The organism is Terrisporobacter petrolearius (genome assembly GCF_020748185.1).
Classification (GTDB): domain Bacteria; phylum Bacillota; class Clostridia; order Peptostreptococcales; family Peptostreptococcaceae; genus Terrisporobacter; species Terrisporobacter petrolearius.
Genome location: NZ_JAHZMO010000014.1, coordinates 16,793 through 35,435, shown reverse-complemented (window position 1 = coordinate 35,435; position 18,643 = coordinate 16,793). Strand labels below are relative to the sequence as shown.

Annotated in this window: 17 protein-coding genes and 1 riboswitch; of the genes, 12 read left to right on the top strand and 5 right to left on the bottom strand. The window is 27.9% G+C overall.

Annotated features, from left to right (window positions below; all coding sequences use genetic code 11):
* The first annotated feature begins 10 nt into the window (after nucleotides 1-10).
* The 4 genes from ispG (at nucleotide 11) to K0040_RS10295 (ending at nucleotide 6,249) form a co-directional block, all read left to right on the top strand.
* Nucleotides 11-1,072 (top strand): flavodoxin-dependent (E)-4-hydroxy-3-methylbut-2-enyl-diphosphate synthase, encoded by a 1,062-nt coding sequence (gene ispG, locus K0040_RS10310; RefSeq protein WP_228108737.1) that lies wholly within the window; start codon nucleotides 11-13, stop codon nucleotides 1,070-1,072.
* A 139-nt stretch (nucleotides 1,073-1,211) separates the two neighbouring features.
* Nucleotides 1,212-2,369 (top strand): ABC transporter ATP-binding protein, encoded by a 1,158-nt coding sequence (locus tag K0040_RS10305; RefSeq protein WP_331476294.1) that lies wholly within the window; start codon nucleotides 1,212-1,214, stop codon nucleotides 2,367-2,369.
* The gene (locus tag K0040_RS10300; protein WP_228108735.1) at nucleotides 2,362-3,921 is read left to right on the top strand and encodes an ABC transporter permease/substrate-binding protein; all 1,560 of its coding nucleotides are present in this window, start codon (nucleotides 2,362-2,364) and stop codon (nucleotides 3,919-3,921) included. Before K0040_RS10305 ends, K0040_RS10300 begins: the two co-directional genes overlap by 8 nt.
* A 192-nt stretch (nucleotides 3,922-4,113) precedes the next feature.
* Complete coding sequence (locus tag K0040_RS10295) at nucleotides 4,114-6,249, top strand: adenosylcobalamin-dependent ribonucleoside-diphosphate reductase (RefSeq protein ID WP_228108734.1); 2,136 nt, start codon at nucleotides 4,114-4,116, stop codon at nucleotides 6,247-6,249.
* 77 nt (nucleotides 6,250-6,326) lie between these two features.
* Here the strand turns inward: K0040_RS10295 and hydE are convergent, their stop codons facing one another.
* A complete protein-coding gene (gene hydE, locus K0040_RS10290; protein ID WP_265588861.1) occupies nucleotides 6,327-7,385 on the bottom strand; it encodes a [FeFe] hydrogenase H-cluster radical SAM maturase HydE in 1,059 nt (352 codons plus the stop codon).
* Nucleotides 7,386-7,990: 605 nt separating this feature from the next.
* Between hydE and K0040_RS10285 the strand changes: the two genes are divergently transcribed.
* The 4 genes from K0040_RS10285 to K0040_RS10270 all read left to right on the top strand — a co-directional run bounded on the left by K0040_RS10285 (nucleotide 7,991) and on the right by K0040_RS10270 (nucleotide 11,366).
* Nucleotides 7,991-8,569 (top strand): hypothetical protein, encoded by a 579-nt coding sequence (locus K0040_RS10285; RefSeq protein WP_228108733.1) that lies wholly within the window; start codon nucleotides 7,991-7,993, stop codon nucleotides 8,567-8,569.
* Between the two features lie 86 nt (nucleotides 8,570-8,655).
* A riboswitch (SAM riboswitch) is annotated at nucleotides 8,656-8,759 on the top strand.
* Between the two features lie 89 nt (nucleotides 8,760-8,848).
* Complete coding sequence (locus K0040_RS10280; protein ID WP_228108732.1) at nucleotides 8,849-9,814, top strand: methionine ABC transporter ATP-binding protein; 966 nt, start codon at nucleotides 8,849-8,851, stop codon at nucleotides 9,812-9,814.
* Nucleotides 9,807-10,469, top strand: coding sequence for a methionine ABC transporter permease (locus K0040_RS10275; protein ID WP_228108731.1), 663 nt, complete (start codon nucleotides 9,807-9,809; stop codon nucleotides 10,467-10,469). Before K0040_RS10280 ends, K0040_RS10275 begins: the two co-directional genes overlap by 8 nt.
* Before the next feature lie 93 nt (nucleotides 10,470-10,562).
* On the top strand, nucleotides 10,563-11,366 hold the full coding sequence (locus K0040_RS10270; RefSeq protein WP_228108730.1) for a MetQ/NlpA family ABC transporter substrate-binding protein: 804 nt from the start codon (nucleotides 10,563-10,565) through the stop codon (nucleotides 11,364-11,366).
* 55 nt (nucleotides 11,367-11,421) lie between these two features.
* Here K0040_RS10270 and K0040_RS10265 read toward each other — a convergent pair whose 3' ends face one another.
* Nucleotides 11,422-12,342, bottom strand: a complete 921-nt coding sequence (locus K0040_RS10265) for a Ppx/GppA phosphatase family protein (protein WP_228108729.1) — start codon at nucleotides 12,340-12,342, stop codon at nucleotides 11,422-11,424.
* A 126-nt stretch (nucleotides 12,343-12,468) separates the two neighbouring features.
* On the opposite strand from K0040_RS10265, the gene K0040_RS10260 reads away from it, so the two are divergent.
* The gene (locus K0040_RS10260) at nucleotides 12,469-13,080 is read left to right on the top strand and encodes a DNA-3-methyladenine glycosylase (protein ID WP_228108728.1); all 612 of its coding nucleotides are present in this window, start codon (nucleotides 12,469-12,471) and stop codon (nucleotides 13,078-13,080) included.
* A 37-nt stretch (nucleotides 13,081-13,117) separates the two neighbouring features.
* Nucleotides 13,118-13,918 carry a pyrroline-5-carboxylate reductase gene (gene proC, locus K0040_RS10255; protein WP_228108727.1) on the top strand — a complete coding sequence of 267 codons (801 nt, stop codon included), beginning with the start codon at nucleotides 13,118-13,120 and terminating at the stop codon, nucleotides 13,916-13,918.
* Nucleotides 13,919-13,963: 45 nt separating this feature from the next.
* Here proC and K0040_RS10250 read toward each other — a convergent pair whose 3' ends face one another.
* On the bottom strand, nucleotides 13,964-15,223 hold the full coding sequence (locus tag K0040_RS10250; protein ID WP_228108726.1) for a DUF1002 domain-containing protein: 1,260 nt from the start codon (nucleotides 15,221-15,223) through the stop codon (nucleotides 13,964-13,966).
* 705 nt (nucleotides 15,224-15,928) lie between these two features.
* On the opposite strand from K0040_RS10250, the gene K0040_RS10245 reads away from it, so the two are divergent.
* Together K0040_RS10245 and K0040_RS10240 are read left to right on the top strand one after the other, a co-directional pair.
* Nucleotides 15,929-16,459 carry a type I restriction enzyme HsdR N-terminal domain-containing protein gene (locus tag K0040_RS10245; protein ID WP_228108725.1) on the top strand — a complete coding sequence of 177 codons (531 nt, stop codon included), beginning with the start codon at nucleotides 15,929-15,931 and terminating at the stop codon, nucleotides 16,457-16,459.
* 278 nt (nucleotides 16,460-16,737) lie between these two features.
* Nucleotides 16,738-17,622, top strand: coding sequence for a sigma-70 family RNA polymerase sigma factor (locus K0040_RS10240; RefSeq protein WP_074918063.1), 885 nt, complete (start codon nucleotides 16,738-16,740; stop codon nucleotides 17,620-17,622).
* 100 nt (nucleotides 17,623-17,722) lie between these two features.
* On the opposite strand, the gene K0040_RS10235 is transcribed toward K0040_RS10240, so the two are convergent.
* Both K0040_RS10235 and K0040_RS10230 read right to left on the bottom strand, forming a co-directional pair.
* Nucleotides 17,723-17,953, bottom strand: a complete 231-nt coding sequence (locus tag K0040_RS10235; RefSeq protein ID WP_206924799.1) for a hypothetical protein — start codon at nucleotides 17,951-17,953, stop codon at nucleotides 17,723-17,725.
* 320 nt (nucleotides 17,954-18,273) lie between these two features.
* Complete coding sequence (locus K0040_RS10230) at nucleotides 18,274-18,459, bottom strand: type 2 periplasmic-binding domain-containing protein (protein WP_228108724.1); 186 nt, start codon at nucleotides 18,457-18,459, stop codon at nucleotides 18,274-18,276.
* Nucleotides 18,460-18,643: the final 184 nt, after the last annotated feature.

Below are 18,643 nucleotides of genomic sequence, written 5' to 3'. Positions count from 1 at the left end.
AGGTGAAGTTTTGAGTTATAATAGAAAAAAAACAAGAGAAGTATCTTTAGGTAATATAAAAATTGGAGGAGATAATCCAATTGCAGTGCAGTCTATGACAACAACAGATACTAGAGATGCTGTGAAAACAATAGAACAAATAAAAAGATTAGAAGAAGCAGGATGTGATGCAGTAAGAGTTGCTGTTCCTGATATGGAAGCTGCTGAAAATTTAGGTAAAATAAAAGCAGGAATACATATACCTTTAATTGCAGATATACATTTTGACTATAAGTTGGCTTTAAAGGCTATAGAAGAAGGCGTAGACGGTATTAGAATAAATCCAGGAAATATTGGAAGTATTGATAGAGTAAAAGCTGTAGTTGAAAAATGTAGGGAGAAAAATTTGAAAATAAGAATTGGGGTAAATGGTGGTTCTTTAGAAAAACATTTATTAGAAAAATATGGTCATGCCACACCAGAAGCTCTTGTTGAAAGTGCTTTAGCACATATTAAAATTCTAGAAGACTTAGATTTTTATAACATAGTAATATCTTTAAAATCTTCAGATATATACACTGCAGTAGAAGCTTATACCCTTATGAGCGAAAAAGTCGATTACCCTCTTCACTTAGGTATAACTGAAGCTGGTGGAATTAAAAAAGGAACTATTAAGTCATCTATAGGTGTTGGTTCACTTTTAATGAATGGAATTGGTGATACTATTAGAATTTCATTAACAGGAGATCCTGTAGAAGAAGTTCATGTAGGTAAAGATATACTTAGAAGTTTAAACTTATTAAATGATAAAATAAAAATAGTATCTTGTCCAACTTGTGGAAGATGTAATATTGATTTAATAAGTGTGGCAAATGAAGTAGAAGAAAAAATAAAAGATATAAATAAAAATATGACAGTAGCTATTATGGGATGTGCTGTCAATGGTCCTGGTGAAGCTAGAGAAGCTGATATAGGCATAGCTGGTGGAAAAGGAGAAGGTCTTTTATTTAAAAAAGGTGAAATTGTTAGAAAAATAAAAGGTGATTCATTAGTAGAAGAGTTATTAGAAGAAATAAATAAATTTGATAAATAGAATTTGTAAAAGACGAACTTTAATTAGTTCGTCTTTTTTTCATACATTTAGTAACATATTAATAGAAATTTAATAAAGTGTTGAATGAATATAATAAGAGTGTTATAATATAAACTAACAACTTTGAGAGAAATATAAGTTGTTAGCAAAGGGGGAAGTTATGATAGAAGTTAAAAACATTTCTAAGATAGTAGGAAAAAAGACAATACTAGATGATGTTTCCTTAAAAATAGAAGATGGTAGTTTTGTTGTTTTAATAGGACCTAGTGGTTGTGGAAAAACTACTACTTTAAAATTAATAAATAAGTTAATCCAACCAACAAAGGGAGAAGTTTTTATAAACAATAAACCCATATCTAAGGAAAGTTCTATAAGCTTAAGAAGAAATATTGGCTATGTTATACAAAGTGTAGGATTATTTCCTCATATGACAATAAGAGAAAATATAGAACTAATACCAAAGTTAAAGAAGGAAAAAACTGAAAAAGAAATTGAGGAAAAAACAATAGAATTGATGAATATGGTAGGTCTTAATCCTAAAGAATTTTTGGATAAATATCCAAGTGAACTTAGTGGCGGTCAGCAACAAAGGATAGGACTTGTAAGAGCTATTGCAACTGATGCAGAAATTATCTTAATGGATGAACCTTTTAGTGCTCTAGACCCAATAACTAGAACTCAACTACAAGAGTGGTTATACTCACTTCAAGAAGAGTTAAAGAAAACTATTATATTTGTTACTCATGATATGGACGAGGCATTAAAACTTGCAGATAAAATATGTATCATGAAAGATGGGAAAGTTCAGCAATATGACACAGTAGAAAATCTACTTAGAAATCCTGCTAATGAATTTGTTAAAAACTTTATAGGTAGCGACAGATTATGGAATGTACCAGAATATATAAAGGCTAAAGACATAATGATTAAAGAGCCTATAAGTGTAAAAAAATCAAGAACTGTTATACAAGGTATGGAAATTATGAGAACAAACAAAGTTGATAGTTTATTAGTAGTTGATAAAGATGAAAATTTCCTAGGTATTATAACAATAAAAGAGCTTAGAAGAAATGGAATTCAAAACCATTATTTAAGTGAAATTATGAATAATCACCCTGTATTTGTATATGATGACAATAATTTAGTTGAAATATTGGAAGTTATGAACAGAGAAGGAATTGGTCATGTACCTGTAGTTACGCGTTACAATAAATTGGTAGGTCTAATAACAAGAAGTAGTTTACTTTCTGTTTTAAGTGAGCAATTCCTTGAAATGGAGGTGAGTATACTTGACTAATTTTATAAATTATTTAGTACAACAAAAAAGTCAAATCATATCTTTATTAATGCAACATATCCAATTAACAGTTGTAGCAATTGTTGCAGCTATAATTATTGGTATACCTCTTGGAATATTAGTTTCTAAAAATGAAAAACTTAGAAAGTATATTATAGGTATAATCAATATATTTCAAGCAATACCATCTATGGCACTACTTGGATTATTAGTTCCGGTACTGGGAATTGGAAGTAAACCTGCCATAATGATGGTTGTATTGTATTCCTTGTTACCTATAGTAAAAAATACTACCACAGGAATTCTTGGTATAGATAAAAATATAATTGAATCTGCTACAGGAATTGGTCTTACTTCAAAGCAAATTTTATATAAAATACAGTTGCCATTAGCTCTTCCAATAATTATGGCAGGGATCAGAATTTCAGCAGTAACTGCTGTTGGACTTATGACTTTAGCAGCATTTATAGGAGCAGGGGGGCTTGGTTATTTAGTATTTTCTGGTGTTCAAACTGTAAATAATACAATGATTTTAGCAGGTGCTATTCCCGCTTGTATCTTAGCTCTTTTAGTAGATTATATATTCTCAAGAGTAGAAAAAGTAGTTATGAGCAAATATTCATGTCAAAAATCATCTACTGAAAAAAGAAAAAGTACTCATACTGGCCTAAAAGTATGTACGGCTATACTTGTAGCGGTTATATTAATAACATCCATAGTGTCTAGTTTTGGGAAAAAAGATACTATAGTAGTAGGTTCAAAGGACTACACGGAGGGTCTTATACTTGGGAATATGTATGCTGATTTATTAGAAGAGTATACTGATTACAATGTTGAGAAAAAATTAAATATGGGTACAACAGTTCTTTGGAATTCCATAGCAAATGGTGATATTGATATGTGTGCTGATTATACAGGAACTATTTTAATGAATATTATGAAAGAAGAAGCAACAGGTGATGCTGATGATGTATATAATCGTGTAAAAGATCATCTTGACAAAGAATATGATATTAAAGTATTAGATCCTATTGGTTTTAATAATACTTATACTTTAGCAATGGAACCTAAAGTTGCTAAAAAATACAATATAGAAACTTATTCTGATTTAGTTAAACATTCACAAGAACTTGTATTTTCACCAACATTAGCATTCCAAAATAGAGAAGATGGGTTACCAGGATTACAGAAATATTATAATATGAAATTTAAAGAAGTTAAAAGTATGGATGGAGGGTTAAGATATCAAGCCTTAAAAAGAGGAGATGCTCAAGTAGTAGATGCATTTTCTACTGATGGTTTATTAAAGAAATTTAACCTAAAAGTATTAGAAGATGATAAGGACTTTTTCCCGCCTTATTATGCTATACCATTAGTTAGGGATGATTTAATAGCGAAATACCCTGAAACAGAGGAAGTTCTAAATAAACTAAGTGGTGTAATAAATGAAGAGGAAATGATTGAATTAAACTATAAGGTTGATGAAGAAGGACAAACTCCAGAAAAAGTAGCTCATGATTATTTAGTAGAAAAAAATTTAATAAAAGAATAATTATAAATTACCCTTTTAAGTTATATCTTAGAAGGGTTTTTATAATGAACAAAAAAATAAATAATTCTTTGTATAATAAATCAATGAGTACAAAATATATTAATATGAAATTAATAATAAAGTACATAGTATATATGTAATAAAATTAAATATAGCAAAGGGATTTTAATAAAATATTTAGGAGTCAAAATTATGATTAAAGTATCTAAAAGAGATGGAACAATAGAAAAATTTGACAAAAGAAAAATTTTTAATGCTGTATATAAATCATCAATTAATAGTAAGTTTGGAACAGATAGAAAATTGGCTAATGATATAGCAAGGATGATAGAAGAAAAAATACAAAATAAAGAAATAGAAGCAACTGTAGAAAATATACAAGATGAAGTAGAAGACTTACTAATGTCGTCAAACAGAAAAGATATTGCAAAAAAATATATTATTTATAGAGATAGAAGAACAGAAATTAGAAATTCAAAGTGGAATATGGATGAGTTACAAAAATCCATTTGGAAAAATAAATATCAGTATAAAGATGAAAGTTTTAATGAATGGGTAGCTAGAATTAGCGGTGGAAATCCTAAAATTGCAAAATTAATAAGAGAAAGAAAATTTTTATTTGCAGGGAGAATTTTAGCCAATAGAGGTCTGTATAGAGATAATATAAAAGTTACTTATTCAAACTGCTATGTATTACAACCACCAGAAGATAATATAGAAAGCATATTTGATACAGCAAAAAATTTGGCAAGAACTTTCTCTTATGGTGGAGGTGTGGGAATAGATATTTCAAACCTTAGACCAAATGGGGCAGCAGTTCACAATGCAGCAAAAACCACATCAGGTGCCGTATCATTTATGGATTTGTACTCAATGACAACAGGTCTTATTGGGCAAAAAGGGAGACGTGGAGCACTTATGATTTCTATGGATATAAGTCATCCTGATATTGAAGAGTTTATAGATGTGAAAACTGATTTACAAAAAGTTACTAAGGCTAATATATCCGTAAGAATAAGCGATGAATTCATGGAAGCTGTTAAAAACAAAGAAACATATACTTGTAAATTTATAGTGAAATCAACAAAAGAAGAAATAATAAAAGAAGTTAATGCTTATGATTTATTTATGAAATTAGTGAAAAATAATTGGGACTATGCAGAACCAGGAATGTTATTTTGGGACAACATAAGTAAATACCACTTATTAAGCGAAGATAAAGAATTTAAACATGATGGTGTGAATCCTTGTGCAGAAGAGCCTCTTCCTGCGGGAGGAAGTTGTCTACTTGGTTCCATAAACTTATCGGAATTCGTTGTAGAGCCGTTTACAGATAACGCTATATTTGATATGGAAAAATTTAAAGCCTGTGTAGAAGATTGTATACTAGGATTAAATGAGGTTTTAGAAGAAGGGCTTTCTCTACATCCTCTAAAACAACAACAAAAGAGCGTTTCTGAATATAGACAAATAGGCCTTGGTGTTATGGGAATAGCTGATATGCTTATAAAATTAAATATTAGATATGGTTCACAAGAATCAATTAATTTATGTAATGAAATTTCCAAAAATATGTTAAATAGTGCAGTAAAAAAATCAGCTCTATTATCAAAAGAAAGAGGGCCTTTTGAAAAATACAATGAAGAAGCAGTGTTTAAATCACCTTTCTTTATAAACAACATAAACGAAGATATTAAAGAACTTGTAAAGAAATATGGACTTAGAAATTCACAAATATTAACAATACCACCAACAGGATCCATATCTACAATGCTTGGTATAAGTGGAGGAATAGAGCCTATGTTTAATATTTCATACACAAGAAAAACAGAAACACTTCATTCACAAGATGTTTATTACAAAGTATATACTCCAATAGTAAAAGAATATATGAACTTAAAAGATATTACTGAAGAAAGTGAATTACCAGATATATTTGTAACAGCTATGAGTCTTAAGCCAGAAGAAAGAATAGCTATGCAAGGAGTTTGGCAAAATCATATTGATGCATCCATATCCTCAACTATAAATTTACCTTATGAAGCTACAGTAGAAGACGTTTATAATATTTATATGTATGCTTGGGAAAGTAAGCTTAAAGGAATAACAATATACAGAGATGGTTGTGAAAGAAGTGGTGTATTATTAAATGATAAAAAAGCTGAAAAGGATAAAAAGAAAAAAGAAGAAAAAATAGAAAAGCTTGATGAACATCATACTGAAGAGAATGATGAAAAATTTATTTGCCCAGAGTGCGGAAATGAATCTATTATCCCAACAGGTGGTTGTACAATATGCCTTCAATGTGGTTATAGTAAATGTAACTAAAGAAAAAACAGTTGTTACTTGTATAACAACTGTTTTTTCTTATTTATTCAAAATAAAAAGTTTAAAGTATTTTAAACTTATAAGGGACTAATACAGTTTATATTATCTCCTCTAGATGTGTCTAATACAAATCCAGCCCTATTTATTCTTTTCTCTATGCAATTTCTACATTCAGCGGCCTCATCGCCTATGCAAATTTTATTATCATATAAAGTATATTTTGAACGAACATCTGTAGGTGAAAGATTTGGCATGACCACATTACATCCAGCATTTAAACCTGCTTCACGTCCTTTTGGATTAATAGTTCCAAGGGCTGTAGTTGCAGGTAAAAGAACAGATGGAAGCAAAAGTCTTGTAAGAGCTAAAACAATAATAGATTTTTCAAGAGAGCCTGTAGGTTTATTTTTAAAAATAGTATCGTGATGAGGAATAAAAGGTCCGATACCAACCATTTCTGGATTTAAATCTTTTAAAAAAATTAAATCTTCGGCTATATTTTCATTAGTTTGGTATGGTGAATCAACCATTAATCCTGCACCAACTTGATATCCAATTTTTTTTAAATTTCTTAGGCAATTAATTCTATTTGATAATTTTAAATTTTTTGGATGCAACTTTTTGTAATGTTCTTCTGTGGCAGTTTCATGTCGTAACAAATATCTATCAGCTCCAGCTAAAAAATACTTTTTATAAGACTCATATGATTTTTCACCTATAGATAAGGTTATAGCACAATCATCATATTTATTTTTTATTAATTTTATAATTTCAACAATTTTGTCATCAGTAAAATAATTATCTTCCCCGCCTTGTAATACAAAAGTTCTATATCCTAATTTATACCCTAAATCTGCGCATTCTATAATTTGCTTTAAATCTAGTCGATACCTAGAAATATTCTTGTTTGAACATCTGATACCGCAGTAGTAGCAATCATTTTTACAATAGTTTGTAAATTCGATTAAACCCCTCATATATACCTTATTATCATAAAACTTTTTTCTAGTGGCTAAGGCTTTTTTACATAAATAATCAATTTCATCACTCTTAATATTATCAAGTATATAGAGGATCTCACTTTTATTTAGTGAATTTTCATTATATAGTTTGTCAATCAACTTTATTATATCCATATTTTCCTCCTAATATTTTCATATGAACTCAACAAATAATGCTGAGTTTCTAATTAAAAAAGAGACAACAAAAGTACGTAACTAACTATTATTTTAAGCAAAATAAAGTCAATTTTAATCTAATAAGGTCCACTTATAATTTAAGAAAATACAACTTTAAAATAAAAAAACTTTTCTCAAAAGTAATTAAACTAATGAAAGAAAAGTTAGTATTTTTGTAAATAAAGTTATGTATTGATATAAACTAATTTCCTTACAGATCAGTAAATACTTTTCTGGTAGGTAGTAAATTTTTATTAAATTATATCTAAAGAAAATCTCTAAATACAATGATTAAAAACAAGTATACAAAAAGTATAATATGAAAATAAATAAAAAGCCATAATTATTTCAAAAATCATCTATTAAATTTAGATGAAAAAGCAATAATAGCCTTAATTATAAAAAATAATACAATTATAAAGCTTTTTGATAAAAATAAATATTACAAATGCTACCTAATTTTTTAGTGGTTATTTTTTGAAAATACTTATTTGCAAATAAAAAAAATAAAAATTGAGATAATAATAATTAAAGACATAATTCAAAATGGAGGGTAATAAATAATGAAAAAAATTGTAACCGTAGCTTTATCTTTACTTCTACTTTGTTCTGCAGTGGCTTGTAGTAACAAGACTAATACTGACACTAAAAATGAAACTAATGATGAGGTAGCAGACAAGACATATTTAAATACTTATACAGGATTATATGACAAAAATCTTGGAACATTATCTGACTATAACATGTACACAGATGTTAATACAGTAACTAACACTTATAAAGAAAAGGAATACCCTGGTAATGAAAAATATTTAAATGATGTAAAAGCTGCTTACAAAGATAGCAAAGAAAAAATTCAAGCATTTGTAGATGGATTAAAAAATGATGGGAAAACTGAAGATGCAGAATTAAAGAAAATGAATGAAAGTTTAATTGCTGAGGGTGAAAAGTCAATAAAAGATATAGATGCAAAAATAGCAAAATTAGATAAAATATCTAAAGATGATTATAATAAAACACAAGATGAATTTATTAAATTAGTTGATGATACAGTAAGAGCTGGAGAAAATGTTACTAATGATTTCGTAAAAATGTTAAAAGATATGGATACAAAATTAGGAATAACTAGAAATACTAAATAATAAAAAATTATTAATGAAAATAAAAAAATGATTGACATTTGAAAAGAAAAAGATTAATATTTATAACATAATAAAAATTAAAAAGACTCTTATCAAGAGAGGTGGAGGGACTGGCCCTATGAAACCCGGCAACCAGTACGTTTGTACATGGTGCTAAATCCTGCAACTATTTTTAGTTGAAAGATGAGTATAAATTAGTTATTTAGCCTAAGTTTATACTTAGGCTTTTTTTAATACCATTTTTAAGACAAAATTAAGAGGCTTTTAAGGGGGAATAATATGATACAAATATGTGAAGTGAATAAATATTATGGAAAAACAAAAGTTTTAAATGATATTAATATGCATATAAAAGAAGGCGAGATATTTGGCATAATAGGTCATAGTGGAGCAGGAAAATCCACATTACTAAGATGCATAAATAGACTAGAAACTTATGAGGATGGAAGTATAACAGTACAAGACAGAGAAGTAAAAAATTTAGACGAAAGAGAACTTAGATTTTTAAGAAAAGATTTGGGAATGATATTTCAACACTTTTCATTATTGGAAAGAAAAACAGTATTTGAAAACGTGGCCCTACCACTAGAATGCTTTAAATATTCAAAAAATGAAATAAATAAAAGAGTAGATGAACTTTTGTCATTGGTAGGAATTCAGGATAAGAAAAATATGAAACCTAGAAACCTAAGTGGAGGTCAAAAGCAAAGAGTTGCCATAGCAAGAGCTTTAGCACTAAACCCAAAAGTACTATTATGCGACGAAGCCACTTCAGCTCTAGATCCAAACACAACAAAATCCATATTAAGTTTATTACAAGATATAAACAAAAAACTTAATATAACAATAATTATGGTTACTCACCAAATGGAAGTAATAAAACAAATTTGCTCTAGAGTGGCTATTATGGAAAATGGAGAAGTGTTAGAAATAGGAGATACAGAAGAATTATTTTTACAAAACTCTAAAAATTTACAAAAACTAGTTGGAGAAGACAATATTGTACTGCCAAAGGGAACTAATATAAGAATAATATTCCCAAAAGAAATTTCCAACGATTCCATAATAACTTCCATGGCAAGAGATTTGGATATAAATTTCTCCATTATATGTGGAAAGTTAGAAAAATACAGAGAAGATATACTTGGGTCATTAATTATAAATGTGGATAATGATAATAGAGAAAAGATAAAAGATTATCTAAATTGGAAAAAAGTTAGATGGGAGGAAATCATAAATGAATAAAACTAGCTTATATACTTACTTAACTGAAATACTTGGAGATGCTTTGCTTCAAACATTATACATGATAATTGTGCCTACTGTAGTAGCTACAATCTTAGGATTTATAATGGCAATAATATTAGTGGTTACAAAGCCAAAAGGACTTAAGCCAAATAAAGTAGTATACAGTATTCTCGGATTTATAGTAAACATGGTTAGAAGTTTTCCATTTATTATTTTACTAATAGCATTAATTCCTTTCACAAGATTTATTGTGGGAACGTCTATTGGAGAAACAGCAGCCATAGTTCCTATTACTATAGGTGCCGCTCCATTTATTGCAAGAGTAATTGAGAATGCATTAAACGAGGTAGATGAAGGATTAATAGAAGCTGCAAAATCTTTTGGAGCTACAAGTTTACAAATAATATTCAAAGTTATGATAAAAGAGGCAATGCCGTCAATAGTATCTGGAATTACTTTATCAATAATTTCCATATTAGGATGTACAGCCATGGCAGGAACTGTAGGAGCAGGAGGACTTGGAAAAGTTGCAATAGTATATGGGCATCAAAGATTTGACACTTCAGTTATGGTATATGTTGTAATTACACTTATTATAATGGTACAGCTAATACAAAGCGCAGGAGACTATGCATATAAAAAACTAAAATAAAATGAAATGAAATGTATCAACATTTTATTTATAAATAAAGCCAATGAGTTATAGATTTATAACATAAAAAATAAATACAAGGGGGATTTCAAAATGAAATTAAAAAAATTATTAGGATTAACATTAGTAGGAGTTATATGTGCATCGTCATTTGTAGGATGCTCAAAGTCTAGTAAAGAGGAAGATAAAACTATAAAAGTAGGAGCGTCACCAACACCACATGCAGAAATTTTAGAGGTTGTAAAACCACTATTAAAAGAAAAAGGATATGAGCTAGAGGTAGTAGAGTTTGATGATTATGTGCTTCCAAATACATCTTTATCAGAGGGCGAGCTAGATGCAAATTACTTCCAACACGTTCCTTATTTAGAACAAATGAATAAAGAAAAAGATCTGAAATTAACTTATACAGCTAAGGTTCATATAGAGCCAATGGGAATATATTCTAAGAAACACAATAAATTAGATAACATAAAAAATGGGGCAAAAATATCTGTACCAAATGATGCAACAAATGAAGCAAGAGCATTACAATTATTAGCTGATAACGGTATTATTGAGGTTGCTGATAAAGAGTTAATAACAGCAAAAGATATAACTAAAAATCCTAAAAATGTGAAAATAGTAGAAGTTGAGGCTGCTCAAGTACCATCAACGCTACAAGATGTGGATTTTGCTGTAATAAATACTAACTTTGCTATAAATGTTAACTTAAATCCAACTAAAGATGCTTTAGCAATAGAATCTAATGATTCACCATATGCTAACATATTAGCTTGTAGAGAAGACAATAAAGATAGTGAAAAAGTAAAAGCATTAACCAAAGCATTAACAAGTGATGAAGTTAAGTCGTTTATAGATGAAAAATATAAAGGGAGTATAGTTCCAACATTTTAATTTATAATATATGAATCTCAACAAAAAGGAAGGATTAATATCCTTCTTTTTTAGTTTAAAATAAATAATTATTTTTTACATAGTCATTAATAATACCTTCTCTGATTGTAAACTTGCTAATAATTATTTTGGATGATTGTAAATATGATGTAAGGCTACTTAAAATAATTAAGGCACCTAAAAGAATATCTCCTCTACTTTTGGATATGCCTGTAGTACTGACGATTTCTTCTAAAGACATAGGGCTGATTTTTTCCAAAAGAATTTCTATATCATTATAATTTAACTCGTAACCATGAATATTTGACATAACGTTATACTCTTTTTGATGAATTCTACCGATGGTTTTTATTGACCCACCAATTATAACTGTAGGCAAATTTTTACACTCATTAATCCATAAAATATTTCTTAGTTTATTAAAAATGTACTCTTTAATATGGCTTATTTCTTCATTTGAAATACCATCTTTAATATGAAAGTTATTTGTAATTATTAAAGCTCCCATAGGTATACTAATACTTTTTATAAGAATTTTATCTTTTACTAATCCTATCTCTACGCTACCTCCTCCTATATCCAAGTGAACATAATTATTTAAATCTTGTGGAATAGAAGAAACATAACCATAGTAACATTCTTCGCTTGGAGATAATATTCTTATGCGTACGTCTAAAGAATTAGAAATATTGTTTATAATCTCTATAGAGTTTTTAATTTGTCTAAGGGATTCTGTAGCCACAGCAATTATTTCATCACAATTAAAGTCGTCACAGAATTTTTTAAAAGTAAATATAATTCCAAAGAAGTTCTTCATACCTTCAGAGGATAATTCATTATTTTCTCTTCCTACGAAATCAGATAATCTAGTTTGGAACTTCTTATGAAAGATTTCATTATGTATATTATTATTTATCTCTACAATTATTAATTTTATTGAATTAGAACCAATATCAATTATTCCTAAAGTTTTCAATTTAATCCCCCCTATATATGTCTATAAATAAATTATAGTTTAATACAATTACTTCATCAATAATTGAAAAAAATAGAGTTATACTAATATTAATAAAGAGAAAATTCTAAGTAAGGAGGATACAATTTGGATAAAAAATTTTACAATGAAAATGGAATAACTTTAGCTAAAAATCTTTTAAATAAATTTTTGATTAGAGAGTATGATAATAAAAAAATTGTGACTAAAATAGTGGAGACCGAAGCTTACATGGGAACTATTGATAAAGCTGCCCATGCTTACAAAAATAGAAAAAGTACTAGAACTGATCCTCTATACTTAAGTGGAGGTCACATTTATGTTTATTTAATTTATGGTATGTATAATTGCTTAAACCTTTCAGCAAATAAAGAACACATACCAGAATGTGTTTTGATTAGAGCAGTAGAGCCTATAAGTGATTTTGATGAAATATCTTATAATAGATTTTTGAAACCTTATAGTGAATTGACTAATTATCAAAAAAAGAATTTGACAAATGGTCCAGGCAAACTTTGTAAGGGGTTAAATATTGACAGAAGTCTAAGTGGAAAACATATATTTGGAAGTGAACTTTATATTGAAGATAATACAGACGATGATTTTGAAATTGTGGAAGATAAAAGAATTAATATTGATTATGCACAAGAAGATAAAGACAAACTATGGAGATTTTACATTAAAAATAATAAAAATGTTTCTGTTATAAAAAAGCAATGATATAATTTAGTAGTATTATGAAAGAGGAGGACAGATTATGAAAAAAATAGGCTTTATAGGTGCAGGAAATATGGGAGGGGCAATTTTAGGAGGAATATTAAATTCTAAAATGATTGATAACAATCATATTATTGCTTCTGCAAAAAGTGATCGAACTATTGAAAAAATAAAAAATGATTATAATGTTAATGTGACTAAAGATTCTAAAGAAGTGGTAGAATTTTCAGATCTTATTGTAATAGGTGTAAAGCCAGATATATACGATGAAATATTAGAAGAAATAAAAGATTTGATAAATGATAAAATAATAATTACAATAGCAGCAGGAAAGACTATTGAAGCAATGGAAAAAATCATTGGAGATGATAAAAAAATAGTAAGAACAATGCCAAATACTCCTTCCCTTGTTGGAGAAGGTATGACTTCTTTATCTCCAAATAAAAATATAAGTGAAGAAGAATTAAGTTTTGTAAAATCAATATTTGATTCTTTAGGAAAGAGTGAAGTAGTAAAAGAAGATTTAATTCATGCAGTAATAGGAGCTAGTGGATCATCAACGGCTTATGCTTTTATGTTTATAGAGGCAATAGCTGATGGTGCAGTTCGTGCTGGTATGGCAAGAGACAAGGCATATACATTTGCTTCGCAAGGAGTATTAGGAGCTGCAAAAATGGTTTTAGATACAGGCAAACATCCTGGAGAATTGAAGGATATGGTTTGTTCGCCAGGAGGAACAACAATAGAGGCTGTAAAAGTACTTGAAGAAGAAAAGTTTAGAGGTGCTGTATTAAAAGCTATTGATTCTTGTGTTAAGAAAAGTATAGAAATGAGTAAATAATATAAAAAACTCCCATTATAAAATGGGAGTTTTTCTTATGGAAATTTATTGATTTGTATTTTGTGAATCAAAATGTTCTTCAGTTTCAGTTTGAACATTTAAAGAATTATCATCAGTATTTTGGCTATCTTGTTTATTATCAGCACTATCTGTATTATTTTCTACATTGTTATTAGTAGACTCTTTTTTTGATGGTGTTTGAGTATTATCCTTATTTACATCTTCACTGTTATTATTTTTATCAGAGTCATTATTAAATAAATTTGAGAACCAGTTAATTACCTTTTGGAAGAAACCTTCAACTTCTTCACTAGAAGGTAAGTTTTCAGCAGCTTTGTCTGTAGCATTTATAACTGCATTGCTTCCTAACATATTATCTTTAGTTTCACCAAGTATACCTAAATCCTTGCTTCCACCAAATAAGTTAGAGAACCAATCTCCTATTGAAGAGAATAAACCTCCTACAGAATCCATTATTCCAGAATCTCCAACTTTTTCACCAGCTTCTTTTAAGTTGTCTTGAACAACATCAGAAACATTGTTTAATGTTTGTTTCATTGAATTATAGTCATATTTTTGAGCAGCTATTTTTTCCATTAAATCAGTTATTTGTTTAATTTGAGCATCTGTTAATGTAACATTGTAATTATTAGTTACATTATTAATTATATCAGCTATTTGAGTAGCATCACTTGTACCGTTTTTAATAACTTCTTTTTTTATATCATTAACAACACCAGTTGCTTTATCTTGACCTATTTTACCTTGACCTATTTTATCACCAAGATCTCCTGTAGTTATTAATTCTTCAGAAGCTAATTCTTTTTTATCTTCATCTAATTTTTTACCAGAAGCATCTTCAAAAGCCTTCATAACACCTGTCAAAGCACCAGTACCACTTACAGGAAATACTGCAGCTATTACAGCGTTGGCATTAGTCATACCGGAAGTTGATAGGGTAGATGCTACCATTGAAGAAGTAACCCAAGTTATATTTGCTGTTTTTACATTTATTCCACCACTATTAGTTGGTTCTACATAAGAACAAGAGTATGTTTTAGTTCCAAGTTGTGCTTCTGTGGCAACTCCTCCTAAGTATTCTCTTTCTTCTTTGTTATTTACCTCTAATACTTGAACTTCATTTTCTTTTACACCAAAATAACTAAATATCTTTTGCCTTTGCTCAGTTGTATTGTTAACACCTATAGTCACTACTCTAGTACCATCAGCAAAAGAAGGCACAATGCTACTTGCTATTATTGTCATTGCTACTAACAGAGAGCTAACTTTCTTTTTAAATTTCATAATATTTCCTCCTAAAATTCCTACCTAAATAATTATATTACTTTTTTAAGTAGTTTTATGTAAAGATTTAATATAGAGTAAAAATACCCTGTGAATATAGTATAATATTTATCAACTTAATGCGATTACAACATTGTAACTGTCATTACAATTTATACTTAAATCTTTACTAATTATTATTAGATATCTATTAATTATATTATAAAAAAAAATATTTGTGGCTATTTTAAGAAAATTGTAAGATTTGCATAAGAGGTGAAAATAAATAAAAATGTAGAATATTTATTTATTATGGGAAAAAAGGGTTTTAATTACATTAAGAATAATATATTAGTAAGATAATATTTTTAATGCGAAAAATAATTATAAATTAAATAAGGAAGTAATATATTATTAGGGGGAGGATTGTTTGGAAAGTTAAATTTTCAGTGGAACAACCTTTTATAAAATACCTTAAAAATGTGTTAAAAGAAGAAACTATTGTTAATGGTTCAAAGCTAAAAATTTAAATGAAGACAAAGAAATACTTTTATTTATGACAAGGAAAGAAGAAATTGGGTATTTATAAAATATAATATAATACGTTTGTTCATTATTAAAGTAGGAAGATGATTGAAAAATGATGAAATGTATTATACTATATAAAGGAAATAAAATATAATAATGTTTTACAATGCAAACTTAAGCATTGAAAGGAGAATAGTAATGTCACAAGAATTAGTTAAAGAAAGAGTATTAAAATACCTAATAGAGGATTTATTAGTGCCTCAAGATATGATAGAGACAAATGTATTATTAAGTGAGTTTGAAGAAGGCGCTGAGGGTACATTAGACATAGTTGTAAATGTAAAAGATAAAGAAGGATATTTTGCACCAGTACTAATAGTAAGATGCACAGACGATGATGTAGAATTAGAAGGAGATGTACTACAAAAGGAAATTGAGTTTTTAGAGTATGTTGATAATATAACAACTGCTGGAAGAATGATACTTACAAATGGAGATCAAATGATGTATGCAGATTGGACAGGAGAAGAATACGATACAGAAGCATCTCTACCTACATACGAACAAATGGAAAAAGAGTTCTTCGAAGCAGAAGAAAGCATAGAATTAGAACACCATCACCATGACGGATGCGGATGTGGTCATGACCATAATGAAGAAGGACATAATTGTGGATGCAAAGATGATTGTGGTTGTAACGATGACCATGATTGTGGTTGTTCAAAATAAATAAAAAATTAGATATAATAATATAATTATTCGTAATAAAAAATAGATTTGTAAATATTTTTTATTAATTATAAAATAGGATATATTTTAATAATTTGTAAAATGTAATAACTTAAATAAAGGTTTTTAGGTTATTTTGTTGAATGTTTAATGAATTAGAAAATATACAAAGAACATGCATTTTTTCATGGAGTAAAACATACTATAGTTGATATAGACGAAATATGTTTTTACCAATTTTTTAATGAACAATATGTATAAAGAAGGGGTTAGATTATATGGGGGCTAACAAGGAGCATACTTACGAAAATTATGTTTTTGCAGATTCATCATCTGCATCAAATGCTATGAAAATGTATTTAAAAGAAATTGAAGAATACAAAATGCTAACACCGAATGAAGAAATAGAATTGGCAAAAGATATAGATGATTCTATTCCTGATGCAAAAGAAAAATTTATAAATGCCAATTATAGACTAGTTGTCAGTATTGCAAAAAAATACAGAAAAGAAAATGTAGATATGCTAGACTTAATTCAAGCTGGAAATATAGGCTTGATAAAAGCAGTTGAAAAATATGACTACAAAAAAGGATTTAAGTTTAGTACCTATGCTACTTGGTGGATAAAACAAAGCATCACTAGATATATTGATGATTGCGAAAACACTATAAGAATCCCAGTACATCTTCATCAAAGAATAAACTACATTAAAAGAAAAAAGCAAGAATTGTCTAATGAGTTACAAAGAGAGCCGTTATTAGATGAGCTAGCAGAAGCATGCGATATGGAACCTGATAAAATTCTTGAGATATTAAAAAGAGATAAAAATGTAGTATCTTTAGATACTCCTATTAAGGAGGATGAAGATAGTTCTTTAGTTGAATTTATACCATCAGATGCAAACTTAGACGATGTTGTAATTCATGAAGTGGAGCAAAAGAATCTTAGAGAAAAGATAGATGAACTTCTTACAGGACTTAATGATCAAGAACAAAGAGTATTAAGAATGAGATTTGGATTAGATGATGATGATCCAAAAACTCTTGAAGAAATAGGAAAAGTATTTGGGGTAACAAGAGAAAGAATTAGACAAATTGAAGCTAAGGCTATTAGGAAATTGAGACATCCTAGTAGACTTAAGCAACTAAAAAATTTCTATTAAATTTGATCAATGATAAATGGGTGATTATAAATTTGTAATCACCTATTTTTATGTAAAGAATTACTTTTCACAATAATATACGCATATTATATAGTAAAGGTTAGACCTTTTTATTTGATAAAATATATAGCTGCATAGCAGATTTTTTTATTAAGTAATTGAAATAATAATCATCCTCATGATCATCATCAATATTATAAAGTTTTGTAACATCCATGCCAAGTAATAAATTTAAATTATTTATACGATTAAATTGGATACAAACTTTTAATAAAAAATAAACAAGACTTAAGGATAGTAAGGAAAAAATAACAATAACAGTAGAACTCATAATAAAACCTCCCATGAAATCTTTTATTAAGAAAATTGTACTATACTTATTCCTTACTTTCACTATAAAAAAAACTACATTAATTTTGCAATTATTAAAAAAAAACATAATATATTTAAAAATAAAACAAGAAAATATAAAATTCTACATGAGAAGCTTGTAAAAAATTATATTTATACTATGAAAAAAATTATTCGTTTAATTATATTTAATCTACAAAGTTAAAACGAAGTCTTTTAATTCTCTAATAAATAAGTTATTTGGATAAGCTATTAAACTAGACATAATAGTAACACCAGAATTATTTTTTACAGCTTCTTTCACAGCGTAAGTACTTCCAAACACCATAATATTTTAGGTTGGATTTTGGAATTATTCAAAAACATATCTAAATATTCTCTTGTACCAGATCCCTTTTCTCTACCAATCCAATTATATTTTTTTAATTTATCCAAAGTAAAATTATCTTCTTTTATATCACTATTGTATGGTAATGTTAAAACCATTTTATCTTCATAAAAATATGTTTGATTTAAATTATTTAATTTATATATTTTAAGAATTAATATTGCTTATTATCATAAGAAAAATGAATAAAAAGCAAATGTGACAAAAATGTAAGCCAAAATACCAGTAATCTTACGTAATCTTACGAAAATGTAAAGGCAATATGAAAATAATTAATGTATA

Bases quoted from the DNA above. Each gene is read 5' to 3' on its own strand.
- K0040_RS10295 (WP_228108734.1), top strand. From the start codon at position 4,114: ATGATTAAAGTATCTAAAAGAGATGGAACAATAGAAAAATTTGACAAA.
- hydE (WP_265588861.1), bottom strand. From the start codon at position 7,385: ATGGATATAATAAAGTTGATTGACAAACTATATAATGAAAATTCACTA.
- K0040_RS10285 (WP_228108733.1), top strand. From the start codon at position 7,991: ATGAAAAAAATTGTAACCGTAGCTTTATCTTTACTTCTACTTTGTTCT.
- K0040_RS10280 (WP_228108732.1), top strand. From the start codon at position 8,849: ATGATACAAATATGTGAAGTGAATAAATATTATGGAAAAACAAAAGTT.
- K0040_RS10275 (WP_228108731.1), top strand. From the start codon at position 9,807: ATGAATAAAACTAGCTTATATACTTACTTAACTGAAATACTTGGAGAT.
- K0040_RS10270 (WP_228108730.1), top strand. From the start codon at position 10,563: ATGAAATTAAAAAAATTATTAGGATTAACATTAGTAGGAGTTATATGT.
- proC (WP_228108727.1), top strand. From the start codon at position 13,118: ATGAAAAAAATAGGCTTTATAGGTGCAGGAAATATGGGAGGGGCAATT.
- K0040_RS10250 (WP_228108726.1), bottom strand. From the start codon at position 15,223: ATGAAATTTAAAAAGAAAGTTAGCTCTCTGTTAGTAGCAATGACAATA.
- K0040_RS10245 (WP_228108725.1), top strand. From the start codon at position 15,929: ATGTCACAAGAATTAGTTAAAGAAAGAGTATTAAAATACCTAATAGAG.
- K0040_RS10240 (WP_074918063.1), top strand. From the start codon at position 16,738: ATGGGGGCTAACAAGGAGCATACTTACGAAAATTATGTTTTTGCAGAT.
- K0040_RS10235 (WP_206924799.1), bottom strand. From the start codon at position 17,953: ATGAGTTCTACTGTTATTGTTATTTTTTCCTTACTATCCTTAAGTCTT.
- K0040_RS10230 (WP_228108724.1), bottom strand. From the start codon at position 18,459: ATGGTTTTAACATTACCATACAATAGTGATATAAAAGAAGATAATTTT.